Genomic DNA, 18,117 nt, shown 5'->3' with positions numbered 1-18,117 from the left:
TCAACCCTTCGTTACGGACCATTGCGTGACCGGCATCGCCTGGCGCCAGCCGGTGAAGCCGCCCACCGGCACGGCGGCGGCGACCGCGAGCCGGATCAGTTCGCCGCCGTGGCGGCGGTAGCGCTCGGCGAGCAGCGCCTCGGACTCCAGCGTCACCGTGTTGGCGACGAGCCGTCCGCCCTCGGGGAGCGCGTCCCAGCAGGCGTCGAGCAGGCCGGGGGCGGTCAGGCCGCCGCCGATGAAGATCGCGTCGGGGGCGGGGAGCTCCGCGAGGCCGGCCGGGGCCGCGGCCGTCACCACCCGCAGGCCGGGCACGCCGAGGGCGGCCGCGTTGCGCGCGATGCGGGCCGCGCGCTCGGCGGACCGCTCCACGGCGACGGCCCGGCAGTCGCGGTGGGCCCGCAGCCATTCGATGCCGATGGAGCCGGAGCCGCCGCCGATGTCCCAGAGCAGTTCGCCCGGGGCGGGCGCCAGCGCGGCGAGCGTGGCGGCGCGGACGTACCGCTTGGTGAGCTGGCCGTCGTGCTCGTACGCCTCGTCGGGCAGGCCGGGGGTGACCCCGAGCCGGAGCGTCTCCGGGTCGCGCACGCAGTCGAGGGCGAGCACGTGGAGCGGGTCGGCGCTCGCGTGCGGCCAGTCGGCGGCGGTGCCGTCGAGGAGCGCCTCGCGGGGGGAGCCGAGCTGTTCGAGCACCCGGATCCGGGTGCCGCCCCAGCCGCGTTCGCGCAGCAGGGCGGCGACCCGCGCCGGGCTGTCGGCGCCCTCGCCGAGCAGCAGCAGGCGGCGGCCGTCGTGCAGCCGGGCGGTGAGGGCGTCGAGCGGCCGGGCGACGAGGGAGACCGTCTCGGTGGCCTCCAGGGGCCAGCCGAGCCGGGCGCAGGCGTACGAGACGGAGGACGGGTGCGGCAGGACCCGCAGCCGGTCCGGGCCGAGGATCCCGGCGAGGGTGCGGCCGATCCCGTAGAACATGGGGTCACCGCTGGCCAGGACCGCGACGCGGCGTCCCTCGTGGGCGCCGAGCAGGCCCGGCACGGCGGGCAGCAGCGGGGTGGGCCAGGCGACGCGGGCGCCGGGGCAGTCGGCGGCGGGCAGCAGGTCGAGCTGGCGGGGGCCGCCGATCAGCACCTCGGCGGCGCGCAGGGTCCGGCGGGAGGCCTCGGGGAGTCCGTCCCAGCCGTCCGCGCCGATCCCGACGACCGACACGCCCGCCGAGCCGTCTCCGGGTCCGGCGTCCGGGCCGTCTTCGGGTCGGGCGTCCGGGCCGTCTTCGGGTCGGGCGTCCGGGCCGTCTCCGGGTCCGGCGTCCGCGCCGTCTCCGGGTCCGGCGTCCGCGCCGTCTCCGGGTCGGGCGTCCGGGCCACCCACCCGGGCGTCCACCGGACCGTCGGCCGGGCCGTCCACCGGGCCACCAGCCGGGCCGTCCACCAGGCCGTCCACCGATATCGCAGCGTTCACGCCCGGGACTCTACGTGAGCGCACCCGGGGCCCCGCCCCGCGGTCACTTCCCGGCGTTCTGCCCGACGTAGAAGAGCAGCCACACGAAGCCCGCGAAGGCGTGCGTCGCGAAGACGTACACGAAGACGCGGAGCATCACGCCCCGCTCCTTCCAGCGCTCGTTGTCGGTCGTGTCCTCGGCCATGCCCTCCAGCCTAAGGGCCCGGGAATACCGGGGTGGGGTGCACCGTTGGACGTGATGGTTTAAGATTCAACCACTCGGTGGGAACGCCACCGGGAAACGCGAGAGGTGAGCACGATGCAGTTCGGGATCTTCACCGTCGGCGACGTGACGACCGACCCCACCACCGGCCGTACCCCCACCGAGCACGAGCGGATCAAGAACACCGTCGCCATCGCGCTCAAGGCCGAGGAGGTCGGCCTGGACGTCTTCGCGACCGGCGAGCACCACAACCCGCCGTTCGTCCCGTCCTCCCCGACGACGCTCCTCGGGCACATCGCGGCCCGCACGGAGAACCTGATCCTCTCCACCTCCACGACCCTCATCACCACCAACGACCCGGTGAAGATCGCCGAGGACTACGCCACCCTCCAGCACCTCGCCGACGGCCGCGTCGACCTGATGATGGGCCGCGGCAACACCGGCCCGGTCTACCCGTGGTTCGGGCAGGACATCCGCCAGGGCATCCCGCTCGCGATAGAGAACTACGCGCTCCTCCACAAGCTGTGGAGGGAGGACGTCGTCGACTGGGAGGGCAAGTTCCGCACCGCGCTCCAGGGCTTCACGGCCACCCCGCGCCCGCTGGACGGCGTCCCGCCGTTCGTCTGGCACGGCTCCATCCGCTCGCCCGAGATCGCCGAGCAGGCCGCGTACTACGGCGACGGCTTCTTCGCCAACCACATCTTCTGGCCCAAGCAGCACACCGAGAAGATGGTCCGGCTCTACCGGCAGCGGTACGCCCACTACGGCCACGGCACCCCCGAGCAGGCCATCGTCGGCCTCGGCGGCCAGGTCTTCATGAGGAAGAACTCCCAGGACGCCGTACGGGAGTTCCGCCCGTACTTCGACAACGCGCCGGTCTACGGCCACGGCCCCTCCCTGGAGGAGTTCAGCCGCGAGACCCCGCTCACCGTCGGCTCGCCGCAGGAGGTCATCGAGCGCACCCTGTCCTTCCGCGACTACGTCGGCGACTACCAGCGCCAGCTCTTCCTGGTCGACCACGCCGGTCTGCCCCTGAAGACGGTCCTGGAACAGCTCGACATCCTCGGCGAGGAGGTCGTCCCGGTGCTCCGCAAGGAGTTCGCGAACCTGCGCCCGGCCGACGTCCCCGCCACCGCCCCGCTCCACCCCGCCGTACAGCAGAAGCAGGAGGTCTGAGGTCATGCAGACGTTGAAGCTGGTCGCGGTCTCCGCCGGACTCAGCGCGCCCTCCTCCACCCGGCTGCTCGCCGACCGGCTGCTCCAGTCGGCCCGCTACCGGCTGGCCGAGCAGGAGTACGCCGTCGACGTGGAGGTCGTCGAACTCCGCGACCTCGCCGTCGACATCGCGAAGAACTTCGTCACGGGCTTCCCGTCCGAGAAGCTCCAGGCCGCGATCGACACGGTGACCGGGGCGGACGGCGTCATCGCCGTCACCCCCGTCTTCACCGCCTCCTACAGCGGGCTCTTCAAGTCCTTCTTCGACCTGATCGACCCGGCCGCCCTCACCGGCGTGCCCGTCCTGCTCGGCGCCACCGGCGGCACCGCCCGCCACTCCCTCGTCCTCGACCACGCCCTGCGCCCGCTCTTCGCCTACCTGCGGGCCCTCGTCGTCCCGACCGGCGTCTACGCCGCCTCGGAGGACTGGGGTTCCGGCGGCGACGAGTACACCGAGGGGCTGCCGGCCCGGATCACCCGGGCCGGGTACGAGTTCGCGGACACCGTGGCGGCCCGGCCCGCCCGGAACACCGTCGAGGACGAGATCGTCCCCTTCGAGAAGCAATTGGCCGATCTGCGACTGGATTGATCCGTTTGTTACGTTGGTCGGGAGGCCTCCGCACGGGGCCTCCCGACAGCGAAACCAGCGAAACGGAGGTCGGTCATGGCCGGCGGCAGGATCGTGGTGGGCGTGGACGGCTCGGCGCCGTCCCTGAGGGCACTCAGGTGGGCGGCGGCCCAGGCCGCCCTGACCGGGGACTCGCTCCAGACGGTGATCAGCTGGGAGTACCCGGCCTCCTGGGCCACCCTCATGCCGGGCGTCCCGCCCGAGTTCGACCCGGAACGGCTGGCCAAGCAGATCCTCGACGAGTCCCTCGCCAAGGGCCTCGCCCCCGACACCGCCGCCGCGGCCACCCGCACCATCGTGAGCGGCAACGCGGCCCAGGCACTCATCGACCAGGCCGAGGGCGCGTCGCTGCTCGTGGTCGGCGACCGCGGCTACAGCGGCTTCAAGGCGGCCGTCCTGGGCTCCGTCTCCTCCCACGTCACCCAGCACGCGCCCTGCCCGGTGGTGGTCGTCCGCGGGGAGATCCCGGGCGAGGAGTAGGCGCCCTCCGGCATGCGGCGGGGCGCCGGCGGCCACATGATGCCCCCATGGACATCAAGCTGGAGCTGATCGGCGTTCCCGTCACCGACATCGACCGGGCCAAGGCCTTCTACGAACGGGCCGGCTTCCACGCGGACCACGACGTGACCGTGAGCGAGGAGATCAGGTTCGTCCAGATGACCCCGCCCGGGTCGGCCTGCTCGATCGCCTTCGGGAAGGGCGTCACCGCGATGACCCCGGGCTCCCTCGACAACCTGCAGGTCGTCGTCACGGACATCGAGGAGGCACACGCCGACCTGTCGGCGCGGGGCGTCGGGGTCAGCGCGATCGAGGACCAGCCCTGGGGCTCCTTCGTGTACTTCGCCGACCCCGACGGCAACCGCTGGGCGGTCCAGCAGACCACTCCGCGCGACCGGTAGGAGACGAGCGGCAGGAGACGACCGGCAGGAGACCGGCTCCCCCGTGCGGCGGAGCCGGTCCGGGCGGGCTCGGGTTCAGTAGGGCGCGGGGCGGCCGGCCGCGTCCTCGTGGGTGTAGAAGAGGTAGAAGGCGGCGCCGCCGTTCACCGCGGCCACGATCAGGCCGAGCAGCGAGGACGAGTAGATGCTCGCGCCGGAGAGGCTGTAGAGGAAGCCGATCGCGATGCCGGTGAGGGCGCCCCAGGCCACCGCGCGCAGTTCGCGCCGCAGCCGCCCGCCGTAGCGGCGGAGGGTGTGGATCGAGACCGCGAGGACGACGGCGCTGATCAGGCCGAGCCAGAGCTGGCCCCAGGTCAGCGGGCCGCCGTCGCGGACGATGACCGGGGCGTAGAGACCGTAGGCGATGCCGAGCGTGACGGGCACGCCCCAGCCGTGCGTGCTCAGCTGCCGCCGGGCGGGTACCGCTGCGTGTGCGGCCATGGCAGGAGCTCCTTTCCCCGGAACCGTTCCTGCACCCTCCAGGGCACACCCGCCACCGCCGCACCGCAAGTGGATCAGCCGGTGACCGGGCCCGCCGGGCGGACCGCCACCGCGTCGATCTCGAAGAGCATCCCGGGCAGGGCGAGTGAGGCGACGCCGCTGAGGGTCTGGGCGGGCAGCCGGTCGCCGAAGGCGCCGTGCAGGGCCTTTCCGAGGACCTCCAGTTTGGCGAGGTCGTGCTCGACGACGTACGAGCCGAGACGGACGACGTGCTCGAAGCCGAGGCCTACGCCCTCCAGCGCGAGCCGCAGGTTGGTGAAGGCCAGCTCGACCTGGGCGGCGAAGTCCTCGGCGTGCAGCGGGGAGCCGGTGGCGTCGGAGGCGTACTGCCCGCCGATGAAGACGAGTTCGCCGGGGGCGGAGGCCGCGTGGCTGTAGCCGAAGGGGGCCGGGTCGTGGAGGGTGGCGGGGTTGGTGATCGTGCGCTGGTCGTGGGTCGCGCTCATGAGATGACTTCCTCCCGTTGGCTGGACATTCGATGTCCAGAATCCTGGTGTCCGGAGTGCCGACGTCCGAAGTTCCGATGCCCGGGTGCCGACCTTCGGGTACCGACCTCCGGAGTCTTGGTCCGCGGTCGTGCGGAGGTACCCGGCACCCGCCCGCGCGGTCCCGCTCAGCCCGCGGTCGCGAGCCAGCGGCGGATCCGGTCCGGGGCCCCCGGCGCCTGCCGTTCCGCCTGGAGCCTGACGTCGTCGAGGGTCCGGCCGGCCAGCTCCCGCCGCCAGGCCAGCTCGGCCCGGCCCATCGCGCCCGCGATGGCGCACTCGGCGGAGGGCGGGCCGGCGGCACCCGGTCCCTGGCCGCGGATCTCGGTGCAGCGGAAGGCCTCGTCGGGGCCCTCGATCGCCGTCACCACGTCCATGAGGGTGATCCGGTCCAGCGACCTGGCCAGCCGGAAGCCGCCCTTGGGGCCGGAGACCGAGCCGAGGATGCCGGCCCGGACGAGCGCCTGGAGCTGCTTGTTCAGATAGGCCGCGGGCAGCTCGTGGTACGCGGCGAGCCGCGCCGCCGTGACCGCCCGGTCCCCGCCGATCCAGGCGAGGTTGAGGCAGCTGTGCAGCGCCCACTCGACGCCCTCGTTCATCCTCATATCCTGGATATTAATCATCCAGGATATGAGGGGCAAGTGCCGGCCGGAGCCGACCGCCGCGGGCGTCGCCCTCACCCGAACGGCTCAACTGAAGGTTCGCGGGAGGGCGGGCGCTCCGACGATGGGTCCATGAGCCAGAACACCGCACCACCGCAGAACAAGACCTCGGGCGCCGGCGGCGGCTGGGCCGCCGGAGGCACCCTCTTCGCCGGTGTCCTCATGCTGGTCACCGGCATCATGGACGTCTTCCAGGGCATCGCCGGCATCGCCGAGGACGACGTCTACACCCGGGTCGGCGACTACGTCTTCAAGTTCAACCTGACGACGTGGGGCTGGATCCACCTCATCCTCGGCATCGTCGTCGCCATCGCGGGCTACGGCATCCTCAAGGGCGCCGAGTGGGGCCGGGTCGCCGGTATCGCGCTCGCCTCCCTGAACGTCATCGCCCAGTTCCTGTTCCTGCCCTACCAGCCGTGGTGGGCGCTGTTCTCCATGGCCGTCTCGATCTTCATCATCTGGGCGCTGGCCACGGACGACGCCTACGGCGGCGGGCGCCCGTGAACCGGGCACGCGCCACCGCGGGCACGCTCGCGCTGCTCCTCGGTCTCTCCCTGGCCGCCACCGGCTGCGACCAGGCCAAGGAGGCGGCCGGCGGCATCGTCTCCTCCGCCACGGCGGCGGTCGCCTCCGCCGCCCAGCAGAAGATGGACGAGGTCAAGGACGGGGTGAACGCGACCGGCGACGTCACGGCGGGTCCGACGTCCGTGGACGGGGACCGGACGGTCGCCGAGATCACCGCGACCAACCCCAAGGACAAGACCGCCGACTACACGGTCTGGGTCAACTTCCGCGACACCGACGGCAATCTGCTCGACGCGGTCGTCCTGAACATCGACGGCGTCGAGGCCGGGAAGTCCAAGTCCGGCACGGCCCGCAGCAACCGGAGCCTCTCGGGCGACACGAAGGCCGAGATCCAGCAGGCGCTGCGCCACTGAGCGGAGCGCACCCCCTCCGGCCCGGGTGGCGGTCCGCCGCCGCCCGGGCCGCCGGCGTTCCCGGCCGCCGTGCCCACGGCCGCCGCCCCGGCCTCCTCGACCTGCACGGCGGGCGCCGATCGGCCACGCTGAAGGCATGGACAACGACGAGATCCTCGAGAACATCGGCTCCCTCGTCGAGGAGGAACGGGCGCTCCGCCTGCGCTCCGGCGGCCTCCCGGACGAGGAACGCGCCCGCCTCGCCGAGCTGGAGGTCCGGCTCGACCAGTGCTGGGACCTGCTGCGGCAGCGCCGCGCGAAGAGCGAGTTCGGCGAGGACCCGGACACGGCGGCCGTCCGCCCGGCGGCGGAGGTCGAGGGCTACCGCAACTGACCCGGGCGCCCCGCCGGCGCCCTCGACCCCCGCCCCCGCCCTCGACCCCCGCCCCCGCCTTCGGGTCCACGCCGGCGCCCTCGGCCCCCGCCCTCGGCCCCCGCCTTCGGGACCTCGCCGCCCGCCCGAGGGCCCGCACGCCCCCCTCGTCGGCCGGACCTCCCCCTCGTCCTACGTTGGAAGCATGGCGAAACCCGCACGGATCACCCCGCCCGCCCGGCTCACCCCACCGTCCTGGCTCACCGCGGGACTCCGCCCGCAGCCCACCCCCGTGCCGTGGGCCGCCGTGCTGCGCGCCGCGGTCGCGCTCTCCGCGCCGCTGGCCGTGGGGTTCGCCGCCGGACAGCCCGCGTACGGGGCCCTGGTGTCCATGGGCGCCCTGTCCGGGGTCATCGGTGACACCGCCGACGCGTACCGGATGCGGATCTTCAACATCGCCGTCCCGCAGCTCTTCGGCGCCCTCGGCGTCACGCTCGGCACGCTCGTCTTCGGGCAGGGCTGGCTCGCCGTCGCCGCGCTCACGCTCGTCGCGCTCGTCTCCGGGATGATCTCCTCGATCGGCGCCGTCGCCTCCGTCTCCGGGCTGCTGCTGCTCCTCAACGCCGTCGTGGGCGCGGGCCTGCCGATGCCCGACCCCTGGTGGAAGGCGCCGCTGCTGCTCACCCTCGGCGGCGTCGTGGTCCTCGTCCTCACCCTGCTCGGCTGGCCGCTGCGCGGCGGCGCGCCCGAACGGACGGCGGTCGCCGGGACCTACCGGGCCGTCGCCGAACTCTTCGAGGCCGCGGGCGCCGACACGTACGACGAGAAGCGACAGGCCGTCACCGCCTCCCTCAACCAGTCCTACGACCTGGTGCTCGCCCGCCGCGCCCGCCAGCACGGCCGGGCCCCCACCCTGGTCCGGCTGCTCTCCCAGCTGAACGCGGTCATCCCGCTCCTGGAGGCCGCGCCCGCCGCCCACCTCGCCGCGCGGCGCTTCCACCGGCCGCTGCCGCCCGAGATCCCGGCGGCCGTGCGCGGGCTCGCCGACTCGGTCGACCGGGGCCGCACCGGCGCGCCCGAGCTCGCGCTGCCCGAGCCCCGCCGCCCCTCGGAGCGGGCCGTCGACGCGGCCCTGCGGTACGCGGCGACCGTCGTCCACAAGGCGGAGCCCAACCCGTACAACGTCGACGACCGGCTGGGACGGCCGGCCGCGCTCCGCGTCCGGGTGCGCCGCACCTCCCGCGCCGTGCTGTTCTCGGAGGCGTCCTGGCGCTACGGGCTGCGGCTCGCCCTGTGCATCGGGCTCTCCCAGGCGCTGGTCTCGCTGATCCCGGTGCCCCGCTCGTACTGGATCGCGCTCACCGTCACCTTCGTCCTCAAGCCCGACTTCGGCTCGGTCTTCTCGCGGGCCGTGCTGCGCGCGCTCGGCACCGCCGCCGGGCTGCTGGTCGCCGCGCCGGTGCTCGCGGCGGTGCCGCGGGGCTGGTGGGACGTGCCCGTGATGATGCTGCTCGCCGCGCTGATCCCGGCCTTCTCCGCGAAGGGGTACGCCTTCCAGACCGCGGCCATCACCCCGGTCATCCTGCTCCTCTCCGACCTGCTCAACCACCAGGGCTTCGACCTCGTGCTGCCGCGGCTCTACGACTCGCTGATCGGCTGCGCGATCGCCCTGGTCGCCGGGTACCTGCTGTGGCCCGAGTCCTGGCACACCCGGGTCGCGGACCGGCTCGCGGACGCCGTCGCCGACACCGCCGGGTACGTGGCGCTGGCGTTCTCGCCCCTGGCCGGGGACGACCCCCCGGTGCGGCACCGGGCCCGGCGCAAGCTGTACCGGGACATGTCGGCGGTCCGCTCCGAGTTCCAGCGGGCCCTCACCGAACCGCCGCCGGCCGGGGACCTGGCCGCCGCCTGGTGGCCCCTCGCCATCGCCGTGGAACGCCTCGTGGACGCCACGACCGCCGCCCGCATCCGCGTCGACCACGGCGCGCCCGCGCCCGAACCGGCCGAGGTCGCCGCCGTGGAGGGGCAGTTGCGGGAGCTCGCCGAGGGGCTGCGGTCCAGCGACGTCCTGGTGGAGGTCCGCGTCGATCTCGGCGGCGACGAGGAGGGGGTCCTGGAACCGCTGCGGCAGGAGGTGCGGGCGGCCCGCGCGATCGCCTCCCCGTGAAGCCCCCAGGGGGGCGGCCGAGGCTCAAACCTCGCCAATGGGGCGTACGGAAGCCCTTACCGGCGGTTGCGGAACGGAACCCTCCCACCGCCGTTACCGGAATCCACGCGTACGACTACGATGCGCTCGACTCACCGTGATCCGCGCCCCCTCCCCCTGGCCACAAGCGACCTGGTGGCAGGGTCACTTGCCTGTGTCCGCCGTCCTTCCCCTCCCCGAGGACACCCCCCATGCGCCCCACCTCCGGCAGAGGCCTCCAGCCCAACGCCCTCGGCACCTTCGACACCATCGTGATGGCCGTGGCCGGCAGCGCCCCCGCGTACTCGCTCGCCGCGACGACCGCCGTCCTGTTCGGCGCGGTCGGCCTGGCCGGGCCCGCCGCGCTGCTCTACTGCGCGATACCGATGCTCGGCATCGTCCTCGCGTACGCCCGGCTCGGCCGCATCGACGTCAACGCGGGTGCCGGCTACTCCTGGGTGGGCCGCACCCTCCACCCCTTCCTCGGCTTCCTCTCCGGCTGGGCCCTGGTCTTCGCCGCGACCGTGTTCATGGTCGCCGGATCACTGCCCGCGGGCTCGCTGACGCTCTCCCTCTTCGACGCCGGGCTCGCCGAGAACACCGCGCTGTCCTGCGCCGTCGGGGCCGGCTGGTTCCTGATGATGCTGCTGGTCGTCCTCGGCGGCGCCCGGCTCACCGTCCGGGCCCAACTCCTCATGACCGGCGTCGAGTTGCTGATCCTCCTCGCCTTCATCCTCGGCGCGGTGCTGCACCGCGGCCACGCCACGGCCTTCGACTGGTCCTGGTTCGGCTTCGGCCACTTCGACGGGACCTCCGGCTTCGCGTCCGGCGCGCTGATCGCCGCCTTCTACTACTGGGGCTGGGACGTCACCAGCAACCTCAGCGAGGAGACCCGCGACAGCCGCCGCACCGCGGGGCTGGCCGCGCTGGTCGGCATCGGCGTGGTCTTCCTGCTGTTCGAGGCGTTCACGGTCGCCGTCAACGTGCTGCTGAGCGCGGGGCGGATCGAGACCGCCGGCGCCAACGTCCTCGCCGTCCTCGGCGAGGAGATCTGGCCCGGCGCGGGCGGCAAGCTCCTCGTCCTGGCCGTGCTGCTCTCCACGGTCGCGACCCTGGAGACCACCCTGATCCAGGTCACCCGCTCGCTGTTCGCGATGGGCCGGGACCGCACGATGCCGGCCGCGCTCGGCACCGTGCACCGGCGCTGGAACACCCCCTGGGTGGCCATCGTCGCGGTCGGCGCCGCCGCGCTCCTCATGTTCGGCGCCGCGGCCGCCGCCGGCTCGGTGGAGCGGGTCCTCAAGGACGCGGTCAGCGCGATCGGACTGCAGATCGCGTTCTACTACGGCCTCGCCGGGATCGCCGCCGTCGTCGCCTACAAGTCGCTGCTGCTGAGCTCCGTACGGGACTTCGTCCTGGGCGGACTGTGGCCGCTGCTCGGCTCCGCGTTCATGCTGTGGGCCTTCGTCGAGTCGCTCGGCGAGCTCTCCGCCACCGCCCTCGCCATCGGCCTCGGCGGCCTCGCCGCCGGCGTCGTGCCGATGCTCGTGTACTGGGCCAGGGGCAGCGCCTACTACCGCCCCGCCCGCCTCGACGCGGCCCGCGCGCTCGCCGCCGCCGCGCCCTTCGACTCACCGGACTCGCCGCGCGCCCGCCGCTCGGACGAGTCGCTCGCCACGGACTTCTGACGGCCACGGCCTTCGAAGGAGGAACGGATGGCCGCTCTCCGCAGACCGGGCCGCTCGTCGCGCCCGCCGCGCTTCACACCCGACTTCGACCCGGACCTCGGCGACCGCGCCCTCACCGAGGCCCGCCACGACATGGTCATCGGCCGCTGGCAGGGGGTACGGGACCTGCTGCGGGCCACCGGCGACGACTGGCCGCGCCGCACCCACCGGCTGCGGCTCCTCTCGCACGCCGCCGCGGGCGGCTCCACCGTCGAGGCCTGGCGGGCCGCCGAACCGGGCGACCCGGACGCGGCCGTCCTGCGGGCGGCCACCGAGGTCGTACGGGTCTTCGACGCGGCCATCGCCGCCGGCCGGGGCGGCGCCGTCGACCGCGGCCGGATCGACGCGGCCGTCGACGCCTGCCTCGCGGCGTCCGGGGCGGCCCCCGCCGACCCGATGCCGTGGGTGTCGCTGCTTTCGGTCGCCCGGCTGTACGAGGGCGGGGTGCCGCGCCGCGAACTGCGCCACTGGTTCGACGAGTTGCGGCGCCGCGACCCGTACAACACCGAGGGCCACACCCAGGTGCTGCGCTACTGGTCGGCCCGCTGGCACGGCACGCACGGCGCCATGTACGACTTCGCGCGCGACGCGGCGGGGGTGGCGCCGCCCGGCTCGCCGCTGCCGATCCTGGTGCAGATCGCGCGGGTCGAGGAGTACCGCTACATCGCCGACGGGGCACTCGGCCGGGGCCCGGTGCGCGGCTTCGACCAGCACTGGAAGCACGAGCTCGCGGTGACCGAGCTGCGCCGCACCTACGCCCGCTGGATCGGCGGACGCGAACCGGGACGCCCGGTGGCCCCGGAGGAGGTCGCGGACCTCAACTACCTGGCCCACGCGGCGTGCTACGCGGGCCAGGTCGAGGTGGCGCGGGAACTCCTCGGGCTCCTGGGCACCCGGGCGGCGTGGGTGCCGTGGGTGTACACGGGGGAGCCGGAGGAGCAGTTCGTCCGCTTCAGGGAGGGCCTGGGCGTGGGAACGGGGACGGGGACGGGCTGAGCGGCCCCGCCGCCCGGCCGCCCGCCCCCGCGGCCCGGTCGGGCGTCAGACGCCGATGTCGCGGCCGTCCGCGCGCCACACCGACACGACGGCCGGGCGAACGATCCTGCCGGGCCCGTCGGGCCAGACGGAGGCCGGCTTCTCGACGGAGGCCCCGTCGATCTCGCCCGGGTGCTGGACGGCGACCAGGACCCGGCGGTCCTGCACGATCGGACCGCAGGTCTCGGCGCCGGTCGGGACGGTCAGGAACTGCTTGAGCTCACCGCGCCGCTCGCCGTGCGTGGCGACGCCGAACAGGCCGTCGTGGGAGCCGAGCTGGTTGCCGTCGGTGGAGATCCACAGGTTGCCGTGCGGGTCGAAGGCCACGTTGTCGGGGCAGGAGATCGGGGACACCTTCTCCTTGGGGAAGCCCGCGAAGTAGGTGGCCGGGTCGTTCGGGTCGCCCGCGACCAGGAACAGCCGCCACGCGAAGCCGTCCGACGCCGGGTCGTCCCAGTGCTCGGCCAGCTCCAGGATCTGCCCGTGCTTGTTGAGGTTGCGCGGGTTGGCCTCGTCGGCGGCCGGGTTGGTGCCCTTGCCGCGGTTGGAGTTGTTGGTGAGCGCGACGTACACGCGGCCGGTGCGCGGGGAGGGCTCGATGTCCTCGGGGCGGTCCATCTTGGTGGCGCCCACCTTGTCGCCGGCGAGCCGGGTGAAGACGTACACCTCCTCGGCGGTCATGCCGGGCACGTGCGAGACGGCGCCGGCCGGACCGGCGGTGGCCAGCGGGATCCACACGCCGGAGCCGTCGAACTCGCCGTCGGAGGGCAGCTTGCCGGTGCCGTCGATCTCGGCGGCCGGGCTGTCGCCGGTCAGCTTGGCGACGTAGAGCGTGCCCTCGTCGAGCAGGGTGAGGTTGTGCGCGTGCGCGGCCCTCGACGAGCCCTTCTTCATCTTCTTGCTCGACACGAACTTGTAGAAGTAGTCGAAGCGCTCGTCGTCGCCCATGTAGACGACCGGCCGCCCGTCGGCGGTCAGCCGCGGCTGCGCGGCCTCGTGCTTGAAGCGCCCGAGCGCGGTGCGCTTGCGGGGCGTGGACTCCGGGTCGTACGGGTCGAGCTCGACGACCCAGCCGAAGCGGTGCGCCTCGTTGGGCTCCTGCTTGAGGTCGAAGCGCTTGTCGAACCGCTCCCACTTGCGCTCGCTGGCGCCGGTGCCGATGCCGTAGCGCTTGTCGGTGGCGCTCGACGCGTTGGCGAAGTACTGGTTGAAGTTCTCCTCGCCGTGGAGGGTGGTGCCCCACGGGGTGGTGCCGCCGGAGCAGTTGTTCAGCGTGCCGAGGACGGTACGCCCGGCCGGGTCGGCGGAGGTCCGGACCAGCGCGGCGCCGGCGGCGGGGCCGGTGAGCTCGAACGGGCTGGTGGCGGTCAGGCGCCGGTTGAGCCGGTGGCGGGTGACGGCCGTCAGCTTGCCGCTGCGGTGCTCCTCCTGGACCACGACGACGCCGAGGCCGTGCGCGGCCCAGGCGATCTCGACCTGCTCGCGGGTCGGGTTCTCCGGGTCGTAGCCCCGGAACATCAGCACCTCGTCGGTGTACTCGTGGTTGGCCACGAGGACCTGGCGGTGGTGCTCGCCCGGCAGCGGCAGCAGGGAGAGGAAGTCGTTGTTGTACCCGAACTGCCCGGCCTGCGCCTTGGCCGTCTGCTTCTCCGGGTCGAAGGCCGGCGCGCCGCGCAGGATGGGCTCGCCCCAGCGGATGACCACGTTCTGCTCGTAGCCGGCGGGGACGGTGACCTGGTCGGCGGTGTTCGGCGCGACCGGCTGGAACCGCAGCCCGCGGGCCCCGTCCGTCTTCGGGTTCGGCTTCGGCCTCCCGTGCGCCTCGGCGGCGGGTACGTCTCCGAAGGCGAGCGCGGAACCGGCGGCGGAGGCGACGGTCACGACGGCGGCGGCGCGCATCACGGAGCGGCGCGAGAGCGCCCCCGCTATGACGTCGCCGACGTACTCGTTGGCGCTGGTGTTGGGCACTTCCTGGAAGCAGGCGTCGCCACACCGGAACCGGCACGTCATGGCGGAACGGCCGCCTCCATGCGAGTGGTTGCTCAGCATCGGCAGCAGATTGCGCACTTCGTCCTCCGTGGTGTCGACCGTCGTCCGGCGGTGACGTTATGTGTGCACATCTGCACGCCGGAGGCGCCGGAATGAACGCCGGATGAATGCGCGGCAACCGGGGGCGCCCGGGTCGTAGGGCCGGGGGGACGCGGCCGCTAACCTTACGTGTCCGCCCTGGCCAGGGATGAAGGACGCATAACGCCCAACTCATGCGAAGGGGTTCGCCCATGGGTATTCGGAGCTTGCTGCGCAAGGTATTCGGCCGAGACCGCGCGAACGACGCCGAAGAGTCCTCCGCCCCGGCAACCTCCGTACCGGCCCAGGCGTCGGCCCCGGAGGACCCGTCCTCCGCCGCCGAACGCGCGGCCGCGGACCTGGTGGCCGCCTCCTTCGACAACCCCCAGGTCCCGCCCGCCCGCCGGGCGTCGGACACGGAGGTCGCCGCCGCGGGAGCCGCCGAGGCCGAGCCTGCCGGCGCGGAGGCGGTCGCGTCCGCGCCGGAGGCGGAGCCCGCGCGTACGGAGGCCGAGCCCGCGACGGCGTCGGCGGACGCGGACGCGGACGAGCCGGCCGTGACGGCCGAGGCGACGGACGCGGACGCGCCGGAGTCCCCGGCGGCGGACGAGCCGACCGACGAGCCGAAGGCCGCCGCCGAGGAGCCCGTAGTCGCCGAGGCCGCCGCCGAGGAGCCCGTAGTCGCCGAGGCCGCCGCCGAGGAGCCCGTAGTCGCCGAGGCCCCCGTAGTCGCCGAGGCCGCCGCCGAGGAGCCCGTAGTCGCCGAGGCGGGCGACGCGGAGACGGACGAGCCGGCTGCCGAGGCGACGGTGGAGGCGGACGCACCGGAGACCGCCGCCGAGCCCTCGGCGGACGCCGAGGTGGCCGAGGAGGCGTCGGAGTCCCCGGCGGCGGCCGGCGAGGACACGACCGACGCGGACGCGCCCTCGGCGACGACGGAGCCGTCCGAGCCGAGCGCCGCCACCGAGCGGACGGTGGACGCCGAGGAGCCCGTCGCCGCGGAGGCGGCGGAGGAGACCCCCGCCACCGCCGAGGAGCCCTCGGCGCGGATCCCGGCCGCACGCGAGTCCGCCGAGCAGGCGGAGGAGCCGGCCGCCGCCGCGGAGGCTCCGGTCCCCGCCCCGGCTGAGGAGCCGGTCGCGGCCGACAGCACCCCGGTGGAGGCCCCGGTCGCCGTCGCCGACACCGCCCCCGCCGACGAGCCGACCGCCGAGGTCACCGCGGAGGAGCCGGTCACGGCCGTCACCCAGCCGACCGCCGAGGTCACCGCCGAGGTCACCGCCGCCGAGCCGGCCACCGATGCCCCCGCCGGCCCCGCCCTCTCGCTCGCCAAGGTCAAGGCCGCCGCCCCCCACCTCGCCGACGCCTACAAGGCCGCCGGTGCCGTGCTGAAGAAGCAGGGGCTGGCGGGGGCGCGGGCCGCCGTGTACCTCGTGGTGGACCGGTCGGGGTCGATGCGGCCGTACTTCAAGGACGGGTCCGTGCAGCGGCTCGCCGAGCAGACCGTGGCGCTGGCCGCGCACCTCTCCGAGGACGCGACCGTGACGGCCGTCTTCTTCTCGACGGACATCGACGGCACCGTCGAGCTCCGCCCGGCCGACCTCACCCCGGACCGCATCGAGACGGTCAACGCCTCGCTCGGCCGGCTGGGCCGGACGAACTACCACCGGGCGATCGAGGAGGTCCTCGCCCACCACGAGAAGAACGACCCGGCCCGCCCGGCGCTGGTCGTCTTCCAGACGGACGGCGCCCCCGAGTCCCGTACCGCCGCGACGCAGGCGCTGGCCGAGGCAGCGGACCGCCCGGTGCACTGGCGGTTCACGGCCTGGGGCGAGGAGGACGGCAAGGCCTTCGACTGGCTCCGCAGGCTGGACGCCCCGAAGACCGGCGTCCACCTGGCGGGCCCGGCCCCGCTGGAGACCCCGCACGCGGCCTTCTACCGCGGGCTGCTCGCGGACGCCCCGGCGCTCTGACCCGAGCCGCCCCGACCGGGGCCCGGCGGGCGGGCCGGACGGCCTTCCCACCGGGCCCCGGTTTTAACCGTGTGAGGGGACCCTGTTCCGGCCGTTAAAATTCGCTGCATGGCGGCCACTGGATCCGAGAAGCAGGGCACGAAGGCGTTCTACGTCTCGACCCCCATCTACTACGTCAACGACGCTCCTCACCTGGGCCACGCCTACACGACCGTCGCAGGCGACGTGCTCACCCGCTGGCACCGCCAGCGTGGTGAGAAGGTGTGGTACCTCACCGGCACGGACGAGCACGGTCAGAAGATCATGCGCACGGCCGAGGCGAACAACGTCACCCCCCAGGCCTGGTGCGACAAGCTCGTCGAGGAGGCCTGGAAGCCCCTCTGGGAGCACCTGAACATCGCGAACGACGACTTCATCCGCACCACGCAGAAGCGTCACACCGACCGCGTCCAGGAGTTCGTGCAGGACCTGTACGACAAGGACGAGATCTACAAGGGCGGGTACGAAGGCCCGTACTGCGTGGGCTGTGAGGAGTTCAAGCTCCCCGGCGACCTCATCGAGGCGGAGGACGGCACCAAGCTGTGCCCCGTCCACAAGAAGCCGGTGGAGATCCTCAAGGAGGAGAACTACTTCTTCAAGCTGAGCCAGTACGGCCCGAAGCTGCTGGAGTTCTACGAGGCGAACCCGGGCTTCATCCAGCCGGAGTCGGCCCGCAACGAGGTCGTGAACTTCGTCAAGCAGGGCCTGGAGGACCTCTCCATCTCGCGCTCGACGTTCGACTGGGGCATCCCGGTGCCGTGGGACGCCGAGCACGTGATCTACGTGTGGATCGACGCGCTGCTGAACTACGCGACGGCGGTCGGCTACAACGAGAACCCGGAGAAGTTTGCGGAGACCTTCCCCGCCAACGTCCACCTCATCGGCAAGGACATCCTGCGCTTCCACGCGGTGATCTGGCCGGCGATGCTGATGGCCCAGGGCCTCCCGGTGCCCGGGCGGATCGCGGCCAACGGCTGGCTGATGGTCGGCGGCGAGAAGATGTCGAAGTCGAACCTGACCGGCATCAAGCCGCAGGACCTGACCTCGCACTTCGGCGTGGACGCGTACCGCTGGTACTTCCTGCGCGCGATCGCGTTCGGCCAGGACGGCTCGTTCTCGTGGGAGGACTTCTCCGCCCGCTACACGTCCGAGCTGGCCAACGACTACGGCAACCTCGCGTCGCGCGTGGCGGCGATGGTCGGCAAGTACTTCGGCGGGGAGCTGCCGGCGGCGACGGCGGACGGCGACGCGGAGAAGGCGGTCCACGAGGGCCTGGCCAAGGCCGTCGAGGTGGCCGACCGGAAGATCGGCGAGGAGCTGGACTTCCAGGGCGGCATCCTGGCGATCTTCGACTTCGTGAAGCAGGTCAACGGCTACATCACGGAGCAGGAGCCGTGGAAGGTCGCGAAGGACGAGAGCGAGGAGGGCCGCGCCCGTCTCGCCACGATCCTGTACACGGCCGCCGAGTCCCTGCGCGCGGTCGCGGTCCTGCTCAACCCGATCATGCCGGAGACCTCGCAGGCGCTCTGGGACTCCCTGGGCGCCGAGGCGTCCCTGGGCGCCCTGGCCGCCCAGCCGGTCCAGGACGCGGCGGGCTGGGGCAAGCTCCCGGCCGGCGCGACGGTGACGAAGGGCGCGGTGCTCTTCCCCCGCCTGGAGGACCCGAAGAAGGACTGACCAGGTCTACGACACGGTGGCCGCCGTCCCGCACCGGG

18 protein-coding genes are annotated in these 18,117 nt (G+C 73.5%); 12 read left to right on the top strand and 6 right to left on the bottom strand.

Annotation, left to right across the window (positions count from 1 at the left end; genetic code table 11):
- Together ABD981_RS21145 and ABD981_RS21140 are read right to left on the bottom strand one after the other, a co-directional pair.
- On the bottom strand, positions 1-1,203 hold the full coding sequence (locus ABD981_RS21145; protein WP_046909406.1) for a bifunctional cobalt-precorrin-7 (C(5))-methyltransferase/cobalt-precorrin-6B (C(15))-methyltransferase: 1,203 nt from the start codon (positions 1,201-1,203) through the stop codon (positions 1-3).
- Positions 1,204-1,498: 295 nt separating this feature from the next.
- The gene (locus tag ABD981_RS21140) at positions 1,499-1,639 is read right to left on the bottom strand and encodes a DUF6126 family protein (protein WP_165590973.1); all 141 of its coding nucleotides are present in this window, start codon (positions 1,637-1,639) and stop codon (positions 1,499-1,501) included.
- Between the two features lie 114 nt (positions 1,640-1,753).
- Here ABD981_RS21140 and ABD981_RS21135 point away from each other — a divergent pair, with 114 nt between their 5' ends.
- From ABD981_RS21135 to ABD981_RS21120, 4 genes are all read left to right on the top strand, one after another.
- Positions 1,754-2,833: an LLM class flavin-dependent oxidoreductase gene (locus ABD981_RS21135; protein ID WP_046909391.1), complete on the top strand. Its 1,080-nt coding sequence runs from the start codon at positions 1,754-1,756 to the stop codon at positions 2,831-2,833.
- A gap of 4 nt (positions 2,834-2,837) precedes the next feature.
- The gene (locus tag ABD981_RS21130) at positions 2,838-3,461 is read left to right on the top strand and encodes an FMN reductase (protein ID WP_046909390.1); all 624 of its coding nucleotides are present in this window, start codon (positions 2,838-2,840) and stop codon (positions 3,459-3,461) included.
- 75 nt (positions 3,462-3,536) lie between these two features.
- Positions 3,537-3,980, top strand: coding sequence for a universal stress protein (locus ABD981_RS21125; protein ID WP_046909389.1), 444 nt, complete (start codon positions 3,537-3,539; stop codon positions 3,978-3,980).
- Positions 3,981-4,027: 47 nt separating this feature from the next.
- The gene (locus ABD981_RS21120; RefSeq protein WP_046909388.1) at positions 4,028-4,399 is read left to right on the top strand and encodes a VOC family protein; all 372 of its coding nucleotides are present in this window, start codon (positions 4,028-4,030) and stop codon (positions 4,397-4,399) included.
- 75 nt (positions 4,400-4,474) lie between these two features.
- On the opposite strand, the gene ABD981_RS21115 is transcribed toward ABD981_RS21120, so the two are convergent.
- The 3 genes from ABD981_RS21115 to ABD981_RS21105 all read right to left on the bottom strand — a co-directional run bounded on the left by ABD981_RS21115 (position 4,475) and on the right by ABD981_RS21105 (position 6,023).
- Positions 4,475-4,879 carry a hypothetical protein gene (locus tag ABD981_RS21115; RefSeq protein ID WP_046909387.1) on the bottom strand — a complete coding sequence of 135 codons (405 nt, stop codon included), beginning with the start codon at positions 4,877-4,879 and terminating at the stop codon, positions 4,475-4,477.
- Positions 4,880-4,953: 74 nt separating this feature from the next.
- Positions 4,954-5,385, bottom strand: a complete 432-nt coding sequence (locus ABD981_RS21110; RefSeq protein ID WP_046909386.1) for a RidA family protein — start codon at positions 5,383-5,385, stop codon at positions 4,954-4,956.
- Between the two features lie 167 nt (positions 5,386-5,552).
- Positions 5,553-6,023 carry an RrF2 family transcriptional regulator gene (locus ABD981_RS21105; RefSeq protein WP_123954718.1) on the bottom strand — a complete coding sequence of 157 codons (471 nt, stop codon included), beginning with the start codon at positions 6,021-6,023 and terminating at the stop codon, positions 5,553-5,555.
- A 135-nt stretch (positions 6,024-6,158) separates the two neighbouring features.
- On the opposite strand from ABD981_RS21105, the gene ABD981_RS21100 reads away from it, so the two are divergent.
- From ABD981_RS21100 to ABD981_RS21075, 6 genes are all read left to right on the top strand, one after another.
- Positions 6,159-6,590: a DUF7144 family membrane protein gene (locus tag ABD981_RS21100; protein ID WP_046909384.1), complete on the top strand. Its 432-nt coding sequence runs from the start codon at positions 6,159-6,161 to the stop codon at positions 6,588-6,590.
- The gene (locus ABD981_RS21095; RefSeq protein WP_046909383.1) at positions 6,587-7,024 is read left to right on the top strand and encodes a hypothetical protein; all 438 of its coding nucleotides are present in this window, start codon (positions 6,587-6,589) and stop codon (positions 7,022-7,024) included. Before ABD981_RS21100 ends, ABD981_RS21095 begins: the two co-directional genes overlap by 4 nt.
- Positions 7,025-7,160: 136 nt before the next feature.
- Positions 7,161-7,397: a DUF2630 family protein gene (locus ABD981_RS21090; protein WP_046909382.1), complete on the top strand. Its 237-nt coding sequence runs from the start codon at positions 7,161-7,163 to the stop codon at positions 7,395-7,397.
- Between the two features lie 184 nt (positions 7,398-7,581).
- Positions 7,582-9,543, top strand: a complete 1,962-nt coding sequence (locus tag ABD981_RS21085; RefSeq protein WP_046909381.1) for an FUSC family protein — start codon at positions 7,582-7,584, stop codon at positions 9,541-9,543.
- 230 nt (positions 9,544-9,773) lie between these two features.
- Complete coding sequence (locus ABD981_RS21080) at positions 9,774-11,249, top strand: APC family permease (RefSeq protein ID WP_046909380.1); 1,476 nt, start codon at positions 9,774-9,776, stop codon at positions 11,247-11,249.
- A 27-nt stretch (positions 11,250-11,276) separates the two neighbouring features.
- The gene (locus ABD981_RS21075) at positions 11,277-12,284 is read left to right on the top strand and encodes a hypothetical protein (RefSeq protein WP_046909379.1); all 1,008 of its coding nucleotides are present in this window, start codon (positions 11,277-11,279) and stop codon (positions 12,282-12,284) included.
- 45 nt (positions 12,285-12,329) lie between these two features.
- Here ABD981_RS21075 and ABD981_RS21070 read toward each other — a convergent pair whose 3' ends face one another.
- Positions 12,330-14,390: a PhoX family protein gene (locus tag ABD981_RS21070; protein ID WP_046909378.1), complete on the bottom strand. Its 2,061-nt coding sequence runs from the start codon at positions 14,388-14,390 to the stop codon at positions 12,330-12,332.
- A 227-nt stretch (positions 14,391-14,617) separates the two neighbouring features.
- On the opposite strand from ABD981_RS21070, the gene ABD981_RS21065 reads away from it, so the two are divergent.
- Together ABD981_RS21065 and metG are read left to right on the top strand one after the other, a co-directional pair.
- The gene (locus ABD981_RS21065; protein ID WP_240495316.1) at positions 14,618-16,363 is read left to right on the top strand and encodes a VWA domain-containing protein; all 1,746 of its coding nucleotides are present in this window, start codon (positions 14,618-14,620) and stop codon (positions 16,361-16,363) included.
- Positions 16,364-16,471: 108 nt separating this feature from the next.
- The gene (metG, locus tag ABD981_RS21060) at positions 16,472-18,079 is read left to right on the top strand and encodes a methionine--tRNA ligase (protein ID WP_046909376.1); all 1,608 of its coding nucleotides are present in this window, start codon (positions 16,472-16,474) and stop codon (positions 18,077-18,079) included.
- Positions 18,080-18,117: the final 38 nt, after the last annotated feature.

The sequence above is a fragment of the Streptomyces showdoensis genome, from assembly GCF_039535475.1.
Classification (GTDB): Bacteria; Actinomycetota; Actinomycetes; order Streptomycetales; family Streptomycetaceae; genus Streptomyces; species Streptomyces showdoensis.
This window is presented reverse-complemented; position numbering and strand designations above follow the sequence as displayed.